At 48.3% G+C, this 17,636-nt stretch carries 17 protein-coding genes; 6 read left to right on the top strand and 11 right to left on the bottom strand.

Annotated elements, in window-relative coordinates; genetic code table 11:
* Positions 1-25: 25 nt before the first annotated feature.
* The 3 genes from ICL07_RS18985 to ICL07_RS18995 all read left to right on the top strand — a co-directional run bounded on the left by ICL07_RS18985 (position 26) and on the right by ICL07_RS18995 (position 3,305).
* A complete protein-coding gene (locus ICL07_RS18985) occupies positions 26-874 on the top strand; it encodes a hypothetical protein (RefSeq protein WP_188089594.1) in 849 nt (282 codons plus the stop codon).
* 114 nt (positions 875-988) lie between these two features.
* The gene (locus ICL07_RS18990; RefSeq protein WP_188089595.1) at positions 989-1,339 is read left to right on the top strand and encodes an MmcQ/YjbR family DNA-binding protein; all 351 of its coding nucleotides are present in this window, start codon (positions 989-991) and stop codon (positions 1,337-1,339) included.
* Between the two features lie 73 nt (positions 1,340-1,412).
* A complete protein-coding gene (locus ICL07_RS18995; protein ID WP_188089596.1) occupies positions 1,413-3,305 on the top strand; it encodes a CocE/NonD family hydrolase in 1,893 nt (630 codons plus the stop codon).
* Between the two features lie 78 nt (positions 3,306-3,383).
* Here ICL07_RS18995 and ICL07_RS19000 read toward each other — a convergent pair whose 3' ends face one another.
* Complete coding sequence (locus ICL07_RS19000; RefSeq protein ID WP_188089597.1) at positions 3,384-4,562, bottom strand: acyloxyacyl hydrolase; 1,179 nt, start codon at positions 4,560-4,562, stop codon at positions 3,384-3,386.
* Positions 4,563-4,725: 163 nt separating this feature from the next.
* Here ICL07_RS19000 and bamJ point away from each other — a divergent pair, with 163 nt between their 5' ends.
* On the top strand, positions 4,726-5,445 hold the full coding sequence (gene bamJ / locus ICL07_RS19005; protein ID WP_188089598.1) for a BamJ family beta-barrel-assembly machinery protein: 720 nt from the start codon (positions 4,726-4,728) through the stop codon (positions 5,443-5,445).
* A 123-nt stretch (positions 5,446-5,568) separates the two neighbouring features.
* Here the strand turns inward: bamJ and ICL07_RS19010 are convergent, their stop codons facing one another.
* The 8 genes from ICL07_RS19010 to ICL07_RS19040 form a co-directional block, all read right to left on the bottom strand.
* Positions 5,569-6,570, bottom strand: coding sequence for a chorismate synthase (locus ICL07_RS19010; protein WP_188089599.1), 1,002 nt, complete (start codon positions 6,568-6,570; stop codon positions 5,569-5,571).
* Positions 6,571-6,605: 35 nt separating this feature from the next.
* Complete coding sequence (aroA, locus tag ICL07_RS19015; RefSeq protein ID WP_188089600.1) at positions 6,606-7,874, bottom strand: 3-phosphoshikimate 1-carboxyvinyltransferase; 1,269 nt, start codon at positions 7,872-7,874, stop codon at positions 6,606-6,608.
* A 36-nt stretch (positions 7,875-7,910) separates the two neighbouring features.
* A complete protein-coding gene (gene aroB / locus ICL07_RS19020) occupies positions 7,911-8,936 on the bottom strand; it encodes a 3-dehydroquinate synthase (protein WP_188089601.1) in 1,026 nt (341 codons plus the stop codon).
* A gap of 32 nt (positions 8,937-8,968) precedes the next feature.
* A complete protein-coding gene (locus ICL07_RS32315; protein ID WP_235021448.1) occupies positions 8,969-10,072 on the bottom strand; it encodes a chorismate mutase in 1,104 nt (367 codons plus the stop codon).
* 36 nt (positions 10,073-10,108) lie between these two features.
* A complete protein-coding gene (locus tag ICL07_RS32320; protein WP_223151994.1) occupies positions 10,109-10,951 on the bottom strand; it encodes a prephenate dehydrogenase in 843 nt (280 codons plus the stop codon).
* Positions 10,948-12,111, bottom strand: coding sequence for a pyridoxal phosphate-dependent aminotransferase (locus ICL07_RS19030; RefSeq protein ID WP_188089602.1), 1,164 nt, complete (start codon positions 12,109-12,111; stop codon positions 10,948-10,950). The genes ICL07_RS32320 and ICL07_RS19030 overlap by 4 nt, the downstream gene beginning before the upstream one ends.
* Positions 12,112-12,134: 23 nt before the next feature.
* The gene (locus tag ICL07_RS19035; RefSeq protein WP_188089603.1) at positions 12,135-12,959 is read right to left on the bottom strand and encodes a prephenate dehydratase; all 825 of its coding nucleotides are present in this window, start codon (positions 12,957-12,959) and stop codon (positions 12,135-12,137) included.
* A gap of 606 nt (positions 12,960-13,565) precedes the next feature.
* Positions 13,566-13,817, bottom strand: a complete 252-nt coding sequence (locus ICL07_RS19040; RefSeq protein ID WP_188089604.1) for a hypothetical protein — start codon at positions 13,815-13,817, stop codon at positions 13,566-13,568.
* A 133-nt stretch (positions 13,818-13,950) separates the two neighbouring features.
* On the opposite strand from ICL07_RS19040, the gene ICL07_RS19045 reads away from it, so the two are divergent.
* Positions 13,951-14,526: a sigma-70 family RNA polymerase sigma factor gene (locus ICL07_RS19045; RefSeq protein WP_188089605.1), complete on the top strand. Its 576-nt coding sequence runs from the start codon at positions 13,951-13,953 to the stop codon at positions 14,524-14,526.
* 24 nt (positions 14,527-14,550) lie between these two features.
* A complete protein-coding gene (locus ICL07_RS19050) occupies positions 14,551-15,633 on the top strand; it encodes a S1C family serine protease (RefSeq protein ID WP_188089606.1) in 1,083 nt (360 codons plus the stop codon).
* A gap of 94 nt (positions 15,634-15,727) precedes the next feature.
* Here the strand turns inward: ICL07_RS19050 and ICL07_RS19055 are convergent, their stop codons facing one another.
* Positions 15,728-16,444: a carboxypeptidase-like regulatory domain-containing protein gene (locus ICL07_RS19055; protein ID WP_188089607.1), complete on the bottom strand. Its 717-nt coding sequence runs from the start codon at positions 16,442-16,444 to the stop codon at positions 15,728-15,730.
* Between the two features lie 156 nt (positions 16,445-16,600).
* Positions 16,601-17,545 (bottom strand): aldose 1-epimerase, encoded by a 945-nt coding sequence (locus ICL07_RS19060; RefSeq protein ID WP_188089608.1) that lies wholly within the window; start codon positions 17,543-17,545, stop codon positions 16,601-16,603.
* Positions 17,546-17,636: the final 91 nt, after the last annotated feature.

Genomic DNA, 17,636 nt, shown 5'->3' on the forward strand with positions numbered 1-17,636 from the left:
ATAACCAGTTAACTACTTTTCTGTAATGAAGACAACCAATGCTTTTCAACGTTATACCTGTGCTGCAGCGGCATTTTTATTACTCGCCACTGCCTGTAGCAAAAAAGACAATGACGTTAAACCGCCAGAGCCCACCGGCCCCGTTACCTATCTGATAGAAACCATCACGACTACCGCCGATAATACCACCAAAACTGATAGTTTCGTCTATAACAACAAACAACAACTCATCACCATATACATACCACAAAAAGACAGGGGGCCGGAGTTTACCACCAGTTATCATCTCACGTATGATGATGCCGGCAAGGTGTCCAAAACTACCACCATGTTTAAAGGCGCCGCAACGGCTGTGGGTACTCCTACCTGGAAAGATGGAAAGGTGGCTGTATTGGAGCAATCTGCCGGCGCTACCGGTGGTGACCGTAACTGGGTATATGAGTTCAACAGCCAGGGACAAGCAACACTGATCGGTTCCAAAGACTCCCTTTTCGCCCCGGGTATAGTACGATATTTTGAGTATACCTATGAAGGCAAGGATGTCATCAAACAATATGCATACACCGGTCCTAAAACCCATGATCCACAACAGGGAAACACGTATACGTATAAGTATGACAAAGGCCCTAATCCCTTTTATGCTATCTACAAAAACAATCCCTATGTTCACTTCTACTCTGAGCTGACCAGCTATCAGGTATTACCCAGTGAGCATAACCTCACCTACTTTGAACGCGGGGGAACGATCTATAATTTTGAAAACACCTATGATCAACAAACTGGTTTGCTGTTGGCACAAAAAGCCACAGCCACCAACGGATCCGTGGTGTATGTTACTTCCGCCAAGTTCAAATACGTACGTATACAGCATTGATTTTTTTGCGGGTAAGTAAATATGTGAGCGTAAAACCACCGCTCTCTATACTAAAAGTGAGTGCCGTACGGCACTCACTTTTTTTTATATTTGTTGTCCAAACTCTCCTCACTCATGGACATCGAACAATACCGCGAATACTGCCTTTCTCTTCCGGGTGTTACGGAAGAATTTCCTTTCGGCGAAAATACCCTTGTATATAAAGTTGGCGGCAAAATGTTTGCCCTTACCGACCTGGAAGAATTTACCAGCGTTAACCTGAAATGTGATCCGGATGAGGCTGTAGAGCTACGCGAACGTTACGACGCTGTTACACCCGGCTGGCATATGAATAAAAAACACTGGAATACAGTGGAAACTCAGTCCAACATTCCCAATAAGCTGTTAAAGGAATGGATCAAAAATTCCTACGACCTGGTAGTGGCCAGTTTGCCTAAAAAAGTGCGGGAAAAGCTGGCGGAATAACCGTTCGCCCATTTCTGCGGCCATATTACCTGAATTTTTTGCTACTTTAGCCCCCGTCTAAAACAAACCGTTTATGAGAAAATGGCTGCTGCTGGCCTGTGCCGCGCTGTTCGTCTTTCCAGCTGTTACTAAAGCTGTTAACCAGGACTCCCTCTGGATGTATACCCACTACACTAAAAAAGAAGTGTATATCCCCATGCGGGATGGCGTAAAACTGTTTACGTCTATTTATCTGCCGAAGGACCAGTCAGAGAAACATCCTATCCTGATGACCCGTACGCCCTATTCCTGCGCACCTTATGGGGAAACCAATTTCCGACCGCTGTACAAAAACCATCATCTCCAATACCTTAAGGAAGGTTATATCATGGTGATCCAGGATGTTAGAGGCACCTGGATGAGTGAAGGTAAGTTCGTGAACGTTCGTCCTTTTAACCCCAATAAAAAAGGCAAGAATGACATCGACGAAGCCAGCGATACCTACGACACCATTGACTGGCTGGTAAAGAACCTCGCCGGTAACAATGGTAATGTGGGCATCTTCGGCACCTCCTATCCTGGCTTTTACTCCACGATGGGCGCACTGAGCGGTCATCCGGCGCTGAAAGCCGTGAGTCCCCAGGCTCCGGTAACCGATTGGTTCATCGGCGACGACTTCCACCACAACGGCGCTTTTATGCTGTCTGACGCATTCTCTTTCTACACCGTATTTGACCACCCGCACCCTAAGCCTACCAAGGTAGGACCTAAAGGCATCGAATATTACACCCACGATAACTACAAATACTACCTGGAGACAGGCGCATTACCTAATTTCTCCAAAATTATCGGTGATAGCGTGACCTTCTGGCATGAGATGTATGCACATCCTACCTACGACAGCTTCTGGCAGGCGCGTAACGTCCGCAACTACCTGAAGAACGTAAAACCGGTGATGCTGGTCGTAGGTGGCGTATTTGACGCCGAAGACTGCTTCGGCGCGTGGCAGACCTACAAAGCCATCGAATCCCAAAGCCCTAAAACGAACAACCGTATCGTGATGGGTCCGTGGTATCATGGCCAATGGTCTTCCAACGACGGTACCCACCTCGGCAACGTACGTTTTGGCAGCAACACTTCCGAATACTACGCCAACAACCTCGAAGTCCCTTTCTTTAACTACTACCTGAAAGGAAAAGGACAAGGAGCTGATATCGCAGAAGCGACCATCTTCTTTACCGGTAAAAACGAATGGAAAAAGCTGGCTCAATGGCCTCCGGCAGATATGAAGGAACAACCGTTATTCCTGCAGCCCGATGGTAAACTGGCCTTCACGCAACCGACTGTGAGCAACAGCTTCAGCGAATATATCAGCGATCCGTCCAAACCGGTACCATATACGGAAGACGTACACTTCAGCCGTACTATCAGCTATATGACCGATGACCAGCGTTTTGCTTCCCGTCGCCCGGATGTAGTAGTATTTGAATCCGATGTACTGGACAAAGACATTACCCTGGCCGGTCCGGTTATCGCCGATATCGTGGCCAGCACGACCGGTACCGATGCCGACTTCGTGGTAAAACTGATAGACGTGTTCCCGAACGATTTTAAATATGAAGAAGATGCACCGTCCGAGCACCGTCGTGTACCGTCTTCTACTTATCCCATGGGAGGCTACCAGATGCTGGTGCGTGGTGAGATCATGCGTGGTAAGTTCCGCAACAGCTTTGAAAAACCCGAAGCCTTTGTTCCGGGTCAGCCTACTGCAGTGAAATTTACCCTGCCGGACGTAGCACATTCCTTCCAGAAAGGCCACCGTATCATGATCCAGATACAGAGCAGCTGGTTCCCGCTGGCTGACCGCAACCCACAACAGTTCATGGATATCTACAAAGCCACTGACAAGGATTTCAAAAAGGCAGATATCAAAATTTACCACGATGCTACCCACGCCTCCAAGGTAATACTGCCCATTTCACAGTAATGTTATTTATCAGCATAAAAAAAATACCGCTTGACAACACAAGCGGTATTTTTTTTATAACACAAGCCATCATGGCTATCAGAGTTTCCCGCCGCCTCCCCACTCAATCCAATCCGCGGCCGCTCCATTTTGTGTTTTAAGACCTATCTGTAAAAATCCATATTTGCTGACATTATACCTCAGTGCCACCCGCAGGAACCAATCCCCTTTCTCTCCATCGCGGCGCCACAGATAGGTACCCGCCTGGGTAATGAGATCAAAGCGCTGTAAATGCAGGGTGTGGCCAATATGGGCGCCTAACAGCATTCTATCGAAAGTGGAAGATTTACCATATTTCCGGTCATAAATCAGGCCCAGGGAACCATCGTAGAAACCGTCTACACCGGCGCCAAAGCTGCATACATGACTGTACTGGTAACTCCAGTCGAGTACGGCGGACGCAGTGCCATAAAAAGCATCTACCCCATAACGGCTGTCTGCCTGCACTACGCCGAATGCACCGTAAATGCTCCAGTCCTGTTTATGTTTTACTTTCGTACGCGGGCTGTCAATAAACGTAGGCCGTATATGCGCTACGTAATGCGGGTCTATCTGTTGCTGTACAATATTGCGAATTGTGTTATAATGCACCCGCAGGCCGGCATGAACACCAGGCATATTGAGACCCAGATTAGGCGTATGGGTACGGCCGTTGGAAAAATGGGTGAGATCCAGCCCGTATACAAAGTCGAATAATTCAGACAAACGCCATATTCCACTCACTCCCACATTGAAGTACACATCTACTTTGGAGCTGATAGCATCATTGAGCGGGTTGGTTTCCTTGTTATAGGCCTTCAGATCGTAGGTGAAGCCCAGTGAAAGGCCGGCTTCAAAATGGTGCCTCTTCCGGCGGTTAAAGGGAGCATAAAAGAAGCCATATATACCGCTGGGGTTACCCAATACTGTAGCGTCACCGATATTACCCGTATAAAAGCCGATACCATAACTGGGGTAATTCAACACCCGCTGCCATTCCTGCTTACCGGTAGACATCCAGCCCATTCTGAGTTCAACGGACTCATAGCCGTGTTCCAGTATGTTGGACATTTCTTCGCCGTTATACAAGTGGCTGCCCGTATGCAGCTTGAGTTCTATATATTTCTGTCTGCCCAGATTGGGATTGGCTTTTGCCTTTGACCATAGGTCTGTTGAGTCCTGTGCCTGCAGCCTGCCGGTCAACAGTACTGCCACCATTATTAAAACTTTTGTTCTCATAGACGCCTGAACGGTTAACTTACAGGTTTTATTTTTACGCCAACAAAGCAGGATGCCCTTTTGTTGTACCAGGGCAACAGCGCTTCTATATAGTTAATTCCTTAACTTGCGGGGGCTTTACCAAAACCTTATTTGTTTCAAAGTTATTGACAATCACAAATTTATGTACAAAAAATACATTTTCACCGGCATTCTGGGCTTATTCGCCCTGCAAGGATTCAGCCAGGCCAAGCCTGCCGCCAAAGCCAAGCCGGTATCCCATACCGCCGCGAAACCAGGTGCATTGAAAAACAAAATTGACTCCGTCAGCTATGGTATCGGTGTTAATATTGCCGAAAGCCTGAAAGCCCAGGGATTGAACAATGTCAACACAACCCTGCTGGCCAAAGCAATACAGGATATGTTGACCAATAAAACATTAACATTATCTAAAGAACAGAGTGAGATGAGCATCAGTAATTACCTGCAGCAACTGAAAGCAGAAAAAGTTGCCAAAAACAAAGAAGCCAGCGATAAATTCCTGGCGGAAAACAAAAGCAAACCGGGCGTGGTAGCGCTGCCCAGTGGTCTTCAGTACCAGATCCTGAAAGAAGGTAACGGTCCTAAGCCTACGATCAACGATAAAGTAAAAACCCATTACCATGGTACGCTCATTGACGGTACTGTGTTTGACAGCTCCGTAGAAAGAGGTGAGCCGATTTCCTTCCCGGTGAGCGGTGTTATCAAAGGCTGGACAGAAGCCCTGCAGCTGATGCCGGTAGGTTCCAAATGGCGCCTTTTTATTCCTTCCGACCTGGCTTACGGTGACCGTGGCGCCGGTGCGAAGATCGGTCCGGGCGCTGCACTGGTATTTGATGTGGAGTTGCTGGAGATCGTTAAATAATGCACTGATTAGTGCTGATTTGCGAAGATGAAAGCGAATAACAGATTTGTATAAAAAGAATCCCGTTTGATACAAGATCAAACGGGATTCTTTTTATGCTTCTTTTCTACTAAAGCCTATTGTTTACGGGCGGTTTATAACCCTTGGACGGAATTGTTCCAGCAGCATAAAATCTGCCAGTACCATGGCTGTCACCGCTTCCAGTACCACCGGTACGCGCAGGGCGATACACAGGTCGTGACGGCCTTTTACGCTGAAGGTTTCCACCTGTCCGCTGGCGATGTTCAGCGTTTGTTGTTCTTTCGGTGTGCTGGAAGTAGGTTTTACCGCGATGCGGAATACCAGCGGGTTGCCGTTGGTGATACCTCCAACTACGCCACCGGCGTTATTAGTAGCTGTTTTGCCGGTTTTATCCAGGATAGGATCGTTGTGTTCCAGTCCTTTCATTTTCGCTGCGGCGAAACCGGCGCCGAATTCGATACCTTTTACCGCAGGGATGGCAAATACAGCGTGGGCCAGGTTTGATTCCAGGGAATCAAAGAAAGGTTCACCGAGGCCGATAGGCAGCCCCTCCACTACACATTCCACGATGCCACCTACAGAGTCTTTGGCTGCAATCGCTGCTTCCAGGCCTTCTTCGGGGTTGGTATATCCGCCTACTTCCGTAATCACCGCTTTCACCTGAATGCTGTCACCCAGGATCTTTTTGGCGATGACGCCGGCAGCTACCAGGTTGAGCGTTAGCCTGCCGCTGAAATGGCCGCCACCGCGATAATCTTCAAAGCCACCGAATTTTTGGGTAGCCACAAAATCAGCGTGGCCGGGCCTTGGGAATTCGCGCAGTTTCTCATAATCGGTACTGCGGGTATTGTTGTTCTCAAAGAGAATGGTGACCGGAGCACCGGTAGTATGATCGTTGAATACGCCTGACTTGATAAAGGGCAGGTCCTCTTCCTTGCGGGGAGTAGTGCCTCTGGAACCGCCTTTACGGCGTTCCAGGTCGGGCAAAAAGTCTTCCTGTTTAAGTGGTATCCCTGCCGGTATCCCGTCGATATTAACACCAACGCTGGCGCCGTGGGATTCACCGAAAACATTTACCCTGAATAATCTGCCAAAACTGTTCACACACTGATGATTTAAAATTGAATAAAAGGGATGCCTTAGCTGTTGGCTGCGACGGCTATTTGCCCGCCCAGCAGCTGCAGGTGGTCGTAGAATTCAGGATACGACTTATTCACCGCTTCCGCGTTTTCGATCACTACCGGTCCGTCTGCCGTGAGCGCTGCTACGGCGCAGGCCATGGCAATACGGTGGTCGTTATGGGAATGTACGGATGCGCCTTTGATGCCGGTACCACCATGCACCAGCATGATGTCTCCTTCCAGGTCTATACGGATGCCCATTTTACCGAATTCCTGCTGTAAGGTAAGTCCACGGTCACTCTCCTTGTGCGCGAGACGGCTCACGCCTTTAATTTTCGTAGTACCGTTACAGTTAGCAGCCAGCGCTACCAGCGGCGGAAACAGGTCCGGACAGTCGGTAGCATCTATTTCAAAAGCATGGAGCTCATTTTTCTGTATGTTGACAGTGAACACTCCTGGCATAATATGCGCGCCTGCTTTTTCCAGGGCTTCCAGGATAGCTTTGTCGGACTGGGCGGAGGAGGTATTGAGGTGCTGTACCTCCGCTTTACCGGCCACTGCAGCGGCTACCAGCAGGAAAGCGGCGCCACTCCAGTCGCCTTCTACCGTATAGTCGGTGGCGTTATAGGACTGTTTTTTACCAAAGCGGAACTGTTCAAAATTTTGCTCTTCCACCTTTACCCCGAAGTGTTCCATCAATTGCAGGGTCAACGCAATGTAGGGTTTACTTTTAAGATCTTTTACGGTGATGGTTACATCTTCCGCCGCATCGCCATAGGCCATGAGCAGGCCGGTGAGGAACTGAGAACTGAGAGAGCCGTCGATGGTAATATTTTTCGGTTGCAGCGGGCCCTGTATATGCAGGGGCAGTTTACCATCCTGGGTACTGCATTTCACCTCCAGCTGTGGCAGCACTTCTTCAAAGAAATGCATAGGGCGGGTGGTGAGACTGCCGTGTCCTGCGATGGTGATCGGAATAGAAGCCAGCGCAGCGATGGGTGTAAACATACGGATACCGAGGCCGGATTCTCCGCAGTTGATTTCATCATAGAATGGTTTTACACCATGGCTGGTGATTTCAAAATGATCTTCTCCCCTTTTTATTCTGGCACCGAGGTTTTCAGCGACCTCGAGTGCCGCCAGGCAATCGTTGCTCAGGCCGGGGTTACGGATAACCGAGGTGCCCTTTGCCAGCAGCGCAGCGGCTACCGCGCGTTGCATAGCGCTTTTGGAAGGGTTGGCCGTAACAGAGCCTTTAACGATGCCGGGTGATACAGTAACTTGCATATATATGTCGTCCGCCTTTAGATGTTTAGAAAATAATTACAATTCCTGCATCAGCAATTGCAGGTCTGTGATAGGAACCGGCATAGTAGTGGCCTTTCCTATTTTTTCCAGCAGCACAAAATGGATGGCGTTTTTTTCCCGCTTTTTGTCCAGCTTGAAGATATCAAACACTGCGTCTTTATCGGAATTGAAAGCTACCGGCAGCTGGTAATCACTGATCAGTTTTATCAGCCGCAGGGTTTGTTCGTTGGGGAAGTCTATCAGTTTTTCGGAGAAGCGGGCAGCTGCCACCATACCGATAGCCACCGCTTTACCGTGTGCGATGTGTTCCAGTTTTTCCACCGCGTGGCCCAGGGTATGACCGAAATTGAGCCAGCGACGCGGCCCGTTTTCAAATTCATCTTCCAGCACCACTTTGGTTTTGGCGGCCACAGATTTTTCCACCAGGTATTCCAGTACCGCCACATCTCTTGCCAGGGCCTTTTCCCGGTTTACTTCGAGGTAGTCAAACAGTTCCGCATCCATGATACAGGCGTATTTGATGATTTCCGCGAAACCGTTGTGCCATTCCTCCGCAGGCATGGTCAGGGGCAGGGCATAGTCGAAGAGGATGAATTCCGGCTGCCGGATGGTACCGAGCAGGTTTTTATGTTTGCCGTGGCTGACGCCATTTTTACCGCCAATGGAAGCATCTACCTGTGCCAGCAGGGTGGAAGGCACAAAACCGAAAGGGATACCTCTCATATAAATGCTGGCTGCAAAACCGGCCACGTCTGTGATCATACCGCCACCGATACCTACCAGCGTGGTTTTGCGGTCAGCCTCGTGGGCAATCAGTCCATCGATGACTTTTTCCACGGTAGCCATGTTTTTTTCTTCTTCACCGGCAGGTACCACGATCTTTTTCCAATCGTGCAGATGATGGCCGTGGAGCCTTTCCACGTTTTCATCGATCACCAGTACAGCGCGGTGTTTGTCTACATGGTTTCCCAACTGCAGCAGGCTTTCTCCCATGAAATAGGTAGTGGCCTGCTGCTGAAAATTATTGGTTAGCTTTTTCATTCATTGATTTTAGCGATCAGTAAATGATGCTGTTATTTTTCTTCGTTCATCACCCTGTTCTGGCGGTTGATGGATTCCAGGTGTACCGCATCGAAATATTTCAGGATGAATTCCTTTGTCAGGCCCAGTTTCTCGCCTTTAGCGATGTTACGGTCCAGGATTTCGTTCCAGCGGTTGGTTTGCAGGATGGTGATGTTATTTTCTTTTTTGTACATACCGATTTTCTCAGCGATTTTCATACGGTTGCCGAGCAGCAGCATGATTTCATCATCTACCTGGTTGATCTGCGCACGCAGTTTTTCCAGGGCAGTGTTGAAGTCTTTTTTATCAGTATGTTCTCTTCTCCAAACGATACCATCGAGCAGTTCAGCCAGTTTTTCAGGGGTTACCTGTTGTTTGGCATCGCTCCAGGCGTTGTCCGGGTCTACGTGTGTTTCGAGCATCAGACCATCGTAATCCAGGTCGATCGCTTCCTGGGAAACTTCCTGCAGGATATCGCGGCGGCCGGAGATGTGGCTTGGATCGCAGATCATAGGCAGTTCAGGCATACGGCGTTTCAGCTCGATAGCCAGGTGCCACATGGGTGCATTGCGGTATTGGGTATTACCGTAGCTGGAGAAGCCGCGGTGGATAAGACCCACTTTGCTGATGCCTGCTTTCTGGATTCTTTCCACAGCACCGATCCACAGTTCCAGATCAGGATTGATCGGGTTTTTGATCAGCACGGTAGTGTCCACACCTTTCAGCGCATCTGCTACTTCCTGTACAGAGAAAGGATTTACTGTGGTTCGGGCTCCTACCCACAGGATATCCACACCAAAGTGCAGTGCATCTTCCACTTGTTTAGCGGTAGCTACTTCTACTGCCAGCGGCAGGCCGGTGAGTTCGCGGGCTTTCTGCAGCCAGGCCAGGCCTTTGGTGCCAATGCCTTCAAAGGAACCCGGACGGGTACGCGGTTTCCAGATACCGGCGCGCAGTACGTCTACTTTACCGGTTTTTTGTAATGCCAGCGCGGTAGCTAATACCTGCTCTTCCGTTTCAGCGCTGCAGGGGCCGGAGATGATCAGCGGCTTTTTGTCAGAGGAAGGATCTGAGAATTTGGTTTTGGATAATATTTCTTCCATTGTCTGTACCATAAGTATTGAAGTTAAGTAGATTGTTAGAATTTATGTTTATTTCAGGATTTTCCTGATTTTGTTTGATTTCTGAATCAGCTTGTAGAAGGTGTCGTAGTCTTCTTCTTCCAGCAGTGATTTCATTTGTTGCAGCTGATGGATGTGTTCATCGAGCACATCGAGTACGTTGCTGCGGTTGTGTTTGAAGATGGGCACCCACATATCCGGCGAGCTTTTGGCGAGGCGAACGGTAGACTCAAAACCACCGCTGGCCAGTTCAAAGATGCGGCCGGATTCTTTCTCTTTTTTGAGTACGGTGAGTGCCAGCGCAAAAGAGGTGATGTGGGAGATATGCGACACATAAGCCGTGTGCAGATCATGTTCTTCCCCATTCATATACACGGTGCGCATCTGTAGTTTGTCTACCATTTCTTCTACCATTTCCAGAGCGTCTTCATCGCTGTTTTTCACATCGCAGAGCACCATGGTTTTGTGGGTGAAGAGGTTGCGTATAGCGGCATCAGGGCCGGAATACTCGGTGCCGGCCATCGGGTGTGCCGCCACAAAACGGCCGCGGTTGGGATGACCGGCAACGAGTTGCAATATTTTTTGTTTGGTAGAACCTACGTCCATGATCACTTGTCCGGGGCGTACTTTATCCATCAGTGTGGGCAGAACCTGCAGTACGGCATCTACCGGGATGGCGAGTATCACCAGGTCGGAGCATTCCATTGCCTGATCGAGCGGCATGCCTTCATCGATGATGTTGAGCTCTTTTGCCCGGTGCAGGTGTTCCTCCTGCTGGTCTACCCCGATGATCTTCTCCGCCACTCCTTTTTCCCGGAGGGTGATGGCCATCGAGCCGCCTATTAAGCCTGTTCCTATTATCGTTGCAATCATTTTATCGCTGATTTTATGCGGTCAATCGCTTCCTGGAAAACCTTCTCATCCTGACAGAGGCTAACCCGGATATAGCCGTTACCGTTACTTCCGAAAATGCCGCCGGGGGTAATAAACACCCGTGCTTTCTGCAATACCTCATCGCTGAGCGTGTAGCCGTTATCGTAAGTCGCCGGGATGCTGGCCCAAACGAACATGCCTACCTGGTTTTTATCGTAGGTGCATTGCAGCAGGTCCAGCAGCTGGAATACTTTTTCGCGGCGGCCGCGGTATATTTTATTGAGCTCATCGTACCATTCCTTTCCCAGTTGCAGCGCTTTTACAGCGGCCATTTGCAGGGGCTGGAACATACCGGAGTCCATATTACTTTTAAAGCGGAGCACGTCGGCGATCCATTCGGCTTTACCAACCAGCATTCCAACGCGCCAGCCGGCCATATTGGAGGATTTGCTGAGGGAGTTGAGTTCCAGTACCACGTCTTTCGCTCCTTCAAACTGCAACAGGCTTTCGGGCTGTTCGTTGAGGATGAAGCTGTACGGGTTATCGTGGCAGATCAGGATATTATGCTGTTTGGCAAAAGCAATGAGCTTAGCCGCAAATTCCTTGTTCACCTTAGCGCCGGTGGGCATATGCGGGTAGTTGACCCACATGATTTTCACTTTGCTCAGGTCTTTTTTTGCCAGGGCGTCCAGATCAGGGAGCCAGCCGTTTTCCGCTACCAGGTCGTAATCCACTACTGTGGCGCCGCTGAGGTTGACAGCCGAGCGGTAGGTAGGGTAACCCGGGTTAGGGATCAGTGCTTCATCGCCGGCCTGGAGGTAGGTCATACAGATGTGCATGATACCTTCTTTGGAACCGATGAGGGGCAGCACTTCCGTATCGGGGTTCAGCGTAACCTGGTAGTAGTGCTGATACCAGTCGGCCATTGCCTTACGCAGGGCCGGGATACCTTTATAGCCCTGGTATGCGTGGGTATTGGGCAGGGCGGCCTGTTCGTGGAGGGCTGCTACCACAGACGGGTGTGGTGGCAGATCCGGGCTTCCGATACCCAGATTAATCACTTTAGGCGTGGTTTGGTTCATTTCCTCTATTTCCCGCAGTTTTTTAGAGAAATAGTATTCTTCTGTTCCCTGTAATCTTTTAGCAACCTGTATCTGCATATTCCTGATTTCTGAAGACTTGATTAATGTGTTTTGCCTTTTCTGTAGATGCCGAGCACTTTCAGATTTTCGGTCAGCGGCTCTATTTTGGCCAGTGCTTTTTCGAAATGTGCCGGGTTATCGAATTCCATATCGGCGTGGAAGTAATAGTTCCATTCTTTCGCCGGGATGGGAAAAGACTGCAGCTTGGATAAGTTGATACCGGCATCCGCGATTTTGGTGAGTACCTTGGCGAGGGTACCTCTATCGTGGCTGGTATGAAAATAAACAGAGGCTTTATTGGCGTCCGGGGCGGTGGGTACAGGAGTACGGGACAGCGCCAGGAAACGGGTATAGTTGTTTTTATTGGTTTGGATATTGGGCGCAATGATATCCAGTTCATAGATTTCAGCGGCCAGTTTACCTGCGATGGCAGCCACGCTTTTCAGTTTTTTCTGGCGAACGTGTTTGGCGCTGAGGGCGGTATCTTCCGTTTCCACCAGTTTGATATGCGGGTGTTTCTCCAGGAAGTCGATACACTGCAAAAGTGCCATGGGATGGGAATGTACTTCCCGGATATCTTCCAGTTGCTGACCGGGCAGTACCATCAGATGCTGATTGATCTGCAGGTATACTTCGCCGATGACGTGCAGGCCGGAATTTTTAAGGAGGCTGTAGTTCGGTAAAATGCTGCCTGCGATGGAATTTTCGATGGCCATGATACCTGCATCCACGCCGGGGTCTTGTTTCGCCTTCCGCACCAGTTCGGAAAAGGTAGCACAGGCTTCTATTTCGGTTTGTTTTCCGAAGAAACTTTGTGCAGCGATCTGGTGGAAAGCACCTTCAAACCCTTGTATGGCAATTTTCATGTGTATGGAGTTGATTTTTTTATTGTTTTAGTTGCTGTAGCAACTAGCTATTTAAAACAAAAAGGGCCCCGTCTCCGGGACCCTTTGCTTTTTTACCTTTTATGTAAAGTAAGTTTATTGCAAACGAGTCCCCGGCTTCTTCGCAAAAAAGAAGTAATAAAAATAATAAGTGCTAAAGCGGCGGTTTGACATATTACAATATTTGATTAATTAAAAAGCCTCCCGTTTTCGCGGGAGGCTTTTGTAATTTCTTTTATTTTATACAAACGACCTCCCTATTCCTGGTACCAGAAATAATAGAAGCCAAAAAATCCAAAAGTCGTTTGTGTGGTCATATTCTTTTGTTGAACGTGCTACAAAAATACAGCACGATTTTAATTATCCAAGCACGTTACTTAAAAAATACATTTTTTTAAATAATCAGTGCTTTTTATTGAATTAAATCTAAAATTGCAGAAAAATAAGAACAGTCGTGTATATTAAACCGGTAGTCCGGTATCAAATTAAAAAAAGGCAAACGGTGGTCATCTCCCAAAACAGGAGACAAAAAAAGACCGCTATGGCAATGCCATAGCGGTCCGTATAAAATTAATCAGAGATTGCTAATTAGTGTTTAACAGCAGAGTCAACTTTTGCAGCAGCAGAATGAGCAGCAGAATCAACTTTTGCAGCAGCAGAGTCGATAGTGTTAGCAGCAGCACCAGCAGCGGCGTCAACTTTTGCAGCAGCAGAATCAATAGTGTTAGCAGCGTTGTTGATAGCAGCAGAGTCAGAAGCAGGTTTTTCACCACCACCGCAAGCTACAGCGAACAAACCGAAAGACAGAGCCAGGAAACCGAGTTTAATTACGTTCTTCATCGTACAAATAATTTAAGGTGTTTTTTGAATGATTTACCCTTTATACCCGGATCACCCAAAAGGTAACCCAAACTTTTAAAAAATTTTTTTTTCGGTACTTTGGGTTACCAAATGCCTAATAATAGTATTAAGAGTGAAGCAATATCAAGACATAACAAAAGACAGGGAATTATTGCTGGGATTGGCAAGAAGTGATGATAAGTCATTGGAAACCATCTATTCCGAGAATTTTCCGGTAGTGCTGCGCATGATTTTACAACACAATGGCAGCGAAGACGATGCTAAAGATGTTTTCCAGGAAGCCATCATCATCCTATATGAAAAGGCCTGCGAAGGTAATTTTAACCTGACCAGCCGGCTCAAAACATTCCTTTATTCGGTTTGCCGCCATATCTGGCTGAAAAAAGTACAAAGCACCTACGGGCTTTACTCGATTCCGCCGGAAATGGAAGAAACGATCCCGGCCACGGAAGTGGTAGACGAGCACAGCACCAAAGACGAACAGTTTCGTATCATGGAAAGTGCCATGGGCAGCATTGGCGAACCCTGCAAGACTATTCTGGAAGATTATTATATACAGAAGAAGTCCATGCAGGAAATAGCAGACAAATTCGGTTATACCAATGCCGAAAATGCCAAAAACCAGAAATATAAGTGTCTGATGCGCCTGAAAAAGTTATTTTTTGATCAGTATAATACATCCTTATAAGCAGCAACGGCCATGAAAGAAGACATGAATTTACTACGTGAAATTGAGCGTTACCTGGAAGGGGAAATGAGCGGACAGGAAAAAGCCGTTTTCGATGAACTGCGTAAAAACAATCCGCAAATCAACCGTCAGGTAGAGGAGCATCAATTTTTTGTGCAGCAGCTGCAACATTTTGGTCAGCGCCAGTCGCTCCAGGCTAAAATGGATCATCTTCACCAGCAGTTGGATATGCCTACCCTGCGTAAACAGGCCCAGGATGAAAACCAGGCCGCTAAAAGGGTATCTATCCGCCGCCGTACCATTACCAACCTGGCGGCCGCTGCCTGCATCGCCCTGGTGACTTCACTGTCCACCATCGCTGTATTGCAGAACGCTGCCAAAAACAAATCTACCGCCCAATACGAGGACGTCAGAAGGGTGCTGAACAATATCCAGCGCTCCCAGAATGCCCTCATCAACGATATCAATAATAAAAAGAAGGCGCCGGTTAACCCCGGCACCTACGGTGGCACCGGTTTCGCAGTATCCGGCAATGGTTATATCGTAACCAACTATCATGTAGTAGCCGGCGCAGATTCGGTATATGTGCAGAATAATAAAGGGGAAGCATTTAAGGCGGTCAGCGTTTTTGAAGACATCTCCAGCGACCTGGCAGTGCTGAAAATCGCAGATTCCACCTTCAAAAGCCAGCCCCTGCCCTACGCCCTGAAACCACAGAACGTAAAATTGGGCGAAGAAGTCTTTACCATGGGCTTCCCCCGCGATGAAATCGTTTATGGCAAAGGTTATATCAGCGCTAAAACCGGTTTCAACGGTGATACCACCGCCTACCAGGTGTCTATCCCGGTTAACCCGGGCAACAGCGGCGCTCCGCTGATGGATGCCCAGGGAGATGTGGTAGGTATCGTTACCGGCAAACAAACGACCTCCGATGGTATTGCTTTCGCGGTAAAATCAGCTCACCTGAAAAGATTACTCGATGAAATGCCGAAAGATAAAGGCATGAAGAAGGAAATAGCCCGCAAAAGCCATCTGGAAGGGCTAAACAGGATAGATCAGATTAAGAAACTGGAAGAGTTTGTATATATGGTGAAGGTGTATAACTAAGTTTGAACACATAGTAGCATAAATCAAAAGGGTGAAGACTTCGGCTTGTTCTTCACCCTTTTTCATTTTGGTATTTTGAAATTTTGGTATTTGGCTATTTCTTTTGCCAGGCTTTGTATTTATCTGTGATCCAGTACAGCAGGTCGTTATGACCAATTGCCCGCAATGTTTCGTAGTCCGGATAATTATCTCTCATAAATAACTGGAGCGAATCGCCTTTTAATCCGGTCACCTGGCTCACCAGTACCGGGGTGAAGCGGGAATCGATGTATTTCTCTTTCTCCATCTGTTCGTAATTCTTTTTGAACTGTCTTTTCTGTTTTTCGCTTTTGGAATAGCGGGTAAACGGACTAAAGACGATACCTGCGCCTTGCGGCGTGCTGCCACCTGCCAGTGGTTTATTGGGCAGGTCCAGCAAGTAGCCGTACTGCTGGCGGCGCTCGATAGAGTCCAGCTGGTAAGGGGTATACTGCGAAGAGATTTCTACGCCTTTAAGAAAACGGCTGGCCACCACCAGTTTTACGTTGATGGTTTGGGTACCGGTCGTTTGTGTCACCTTTACCGTGTCTGGCAGATATCCCACAAAAGAGAAAACGATTTTATCGTTCCGGGTACCATCAATTTTGTAAAAACCGCCCTGGTCCGACAAGGCATGTTTGCCTGTGGTCAGGTTGGTAATGGTGGCGTATGGCAGCACCAGTCTGTTGCTGTCCGAAATCTGTCCGGTTACGATGACCTGTGCTTTTGCAGCGAAAGGGAATAACATCCCGGCGAAGCAACCCAGCAACAGCATACGCATGTGAGCCTTCATAAATTGTACTTGTTTTTGATCCTGACTATCCTTCCTCTCCCTGAACAACCAATACTGTGTGTGTATTGTTCATCTCCATTCCAGCCCACAATTTAAATAAATTGAGGCGGTTGTTAAAAAAACAAATCCTCCGGTGATGAGCCGGAGGATGTGGTATTATGCAGTTATTTTTATCGTGGTATCAAAAACCCGGTTTTCGCCGGCGGCCAGCGTGACCAGCCCGATTCCGTTATTAAAAGCATTGGGCGCCCCGCTGAGGTTTTCCACAGCAACACTGTTGCGGTGCGGCGGAATATACACCTGTAAAACCGGGTAATGTTTGCCAGGGAAAAATTCTACCCTGATATTTTTTACCGGATCAAAGAGCGATGCCAGCGGCTGGGGATGGGTGAAATCCAGTATAAAGGAATTATCCAGTTCCACGCCTGCCAGTTTTTTGCCGGCGTTAAATTCCGTGTAGGGCAATGTTTTCCCGGTAGGGATCAGTTTCGCATCAAACTCCACCATTTCTTTGGCCGTGAAAGTGAGGACCAGCTCATCTACCGGGGTACCGGTAGTAAAATAAGGATGCCAGCCATCCATCACCGGGATAGCGGTGTTACTCCGGTTGACCACTTTGGTGGTTACCTGCAACTCATTACCCGGACGGAGCGTGTAAGTAGCGTGGCAGTCGTAGCTGAAAGGATAACCGGTGTCTTCCGCCTTAAAACTATAGGACAGCGTAACAGTCGCTTCCCCGTTGGACGCCCGCTGTTCTGTTACAACGAATTTTGCATCGTACAGGAGGCCATGGATGGCGTTACCGGGTGCAATGGTTTTTTCGATGCTATAGGCGTTACCCTCCCACTCATAGGCTGCATCCTTGATGCGGCAGGCAAAAGGACTCAGTTTTACGCTTTTGAAGCTGATGTGCAGGTTTTCCCGGAGATCTTCCAGGCTGCTGTAGCTGTCTATCAGGTTGATGAGCTGTCCCTGGCGCTGTACTTTAAAAGCATGCAGCAGTGCGCCGTGGGCGGGCACAATTTCCACCTGGGTACCGCTTTGTTCGTCTGTGAGGGCGATGGTGTCAAATCCGGCCTCCTGAAAAGTGTTGATTGTCATTGTTCATTGTTTTTTTCACGCAAAGGCGCAAAGCAGCAAAGGAGCAAAGAAAGGTATTTATTGATTGACCTTTGCTCCTTTGCTGCTTTGC

The sequence above is a fragment of the Chitinophaga qingshengii genome, assembly GCF_014529935.1.
GTDB lineage: Bacteria > Bacteroidota > Bacteroidia > Chitinophagales > Chitinophagaceae > Chitinophaga > Chitinophaga qingshengii.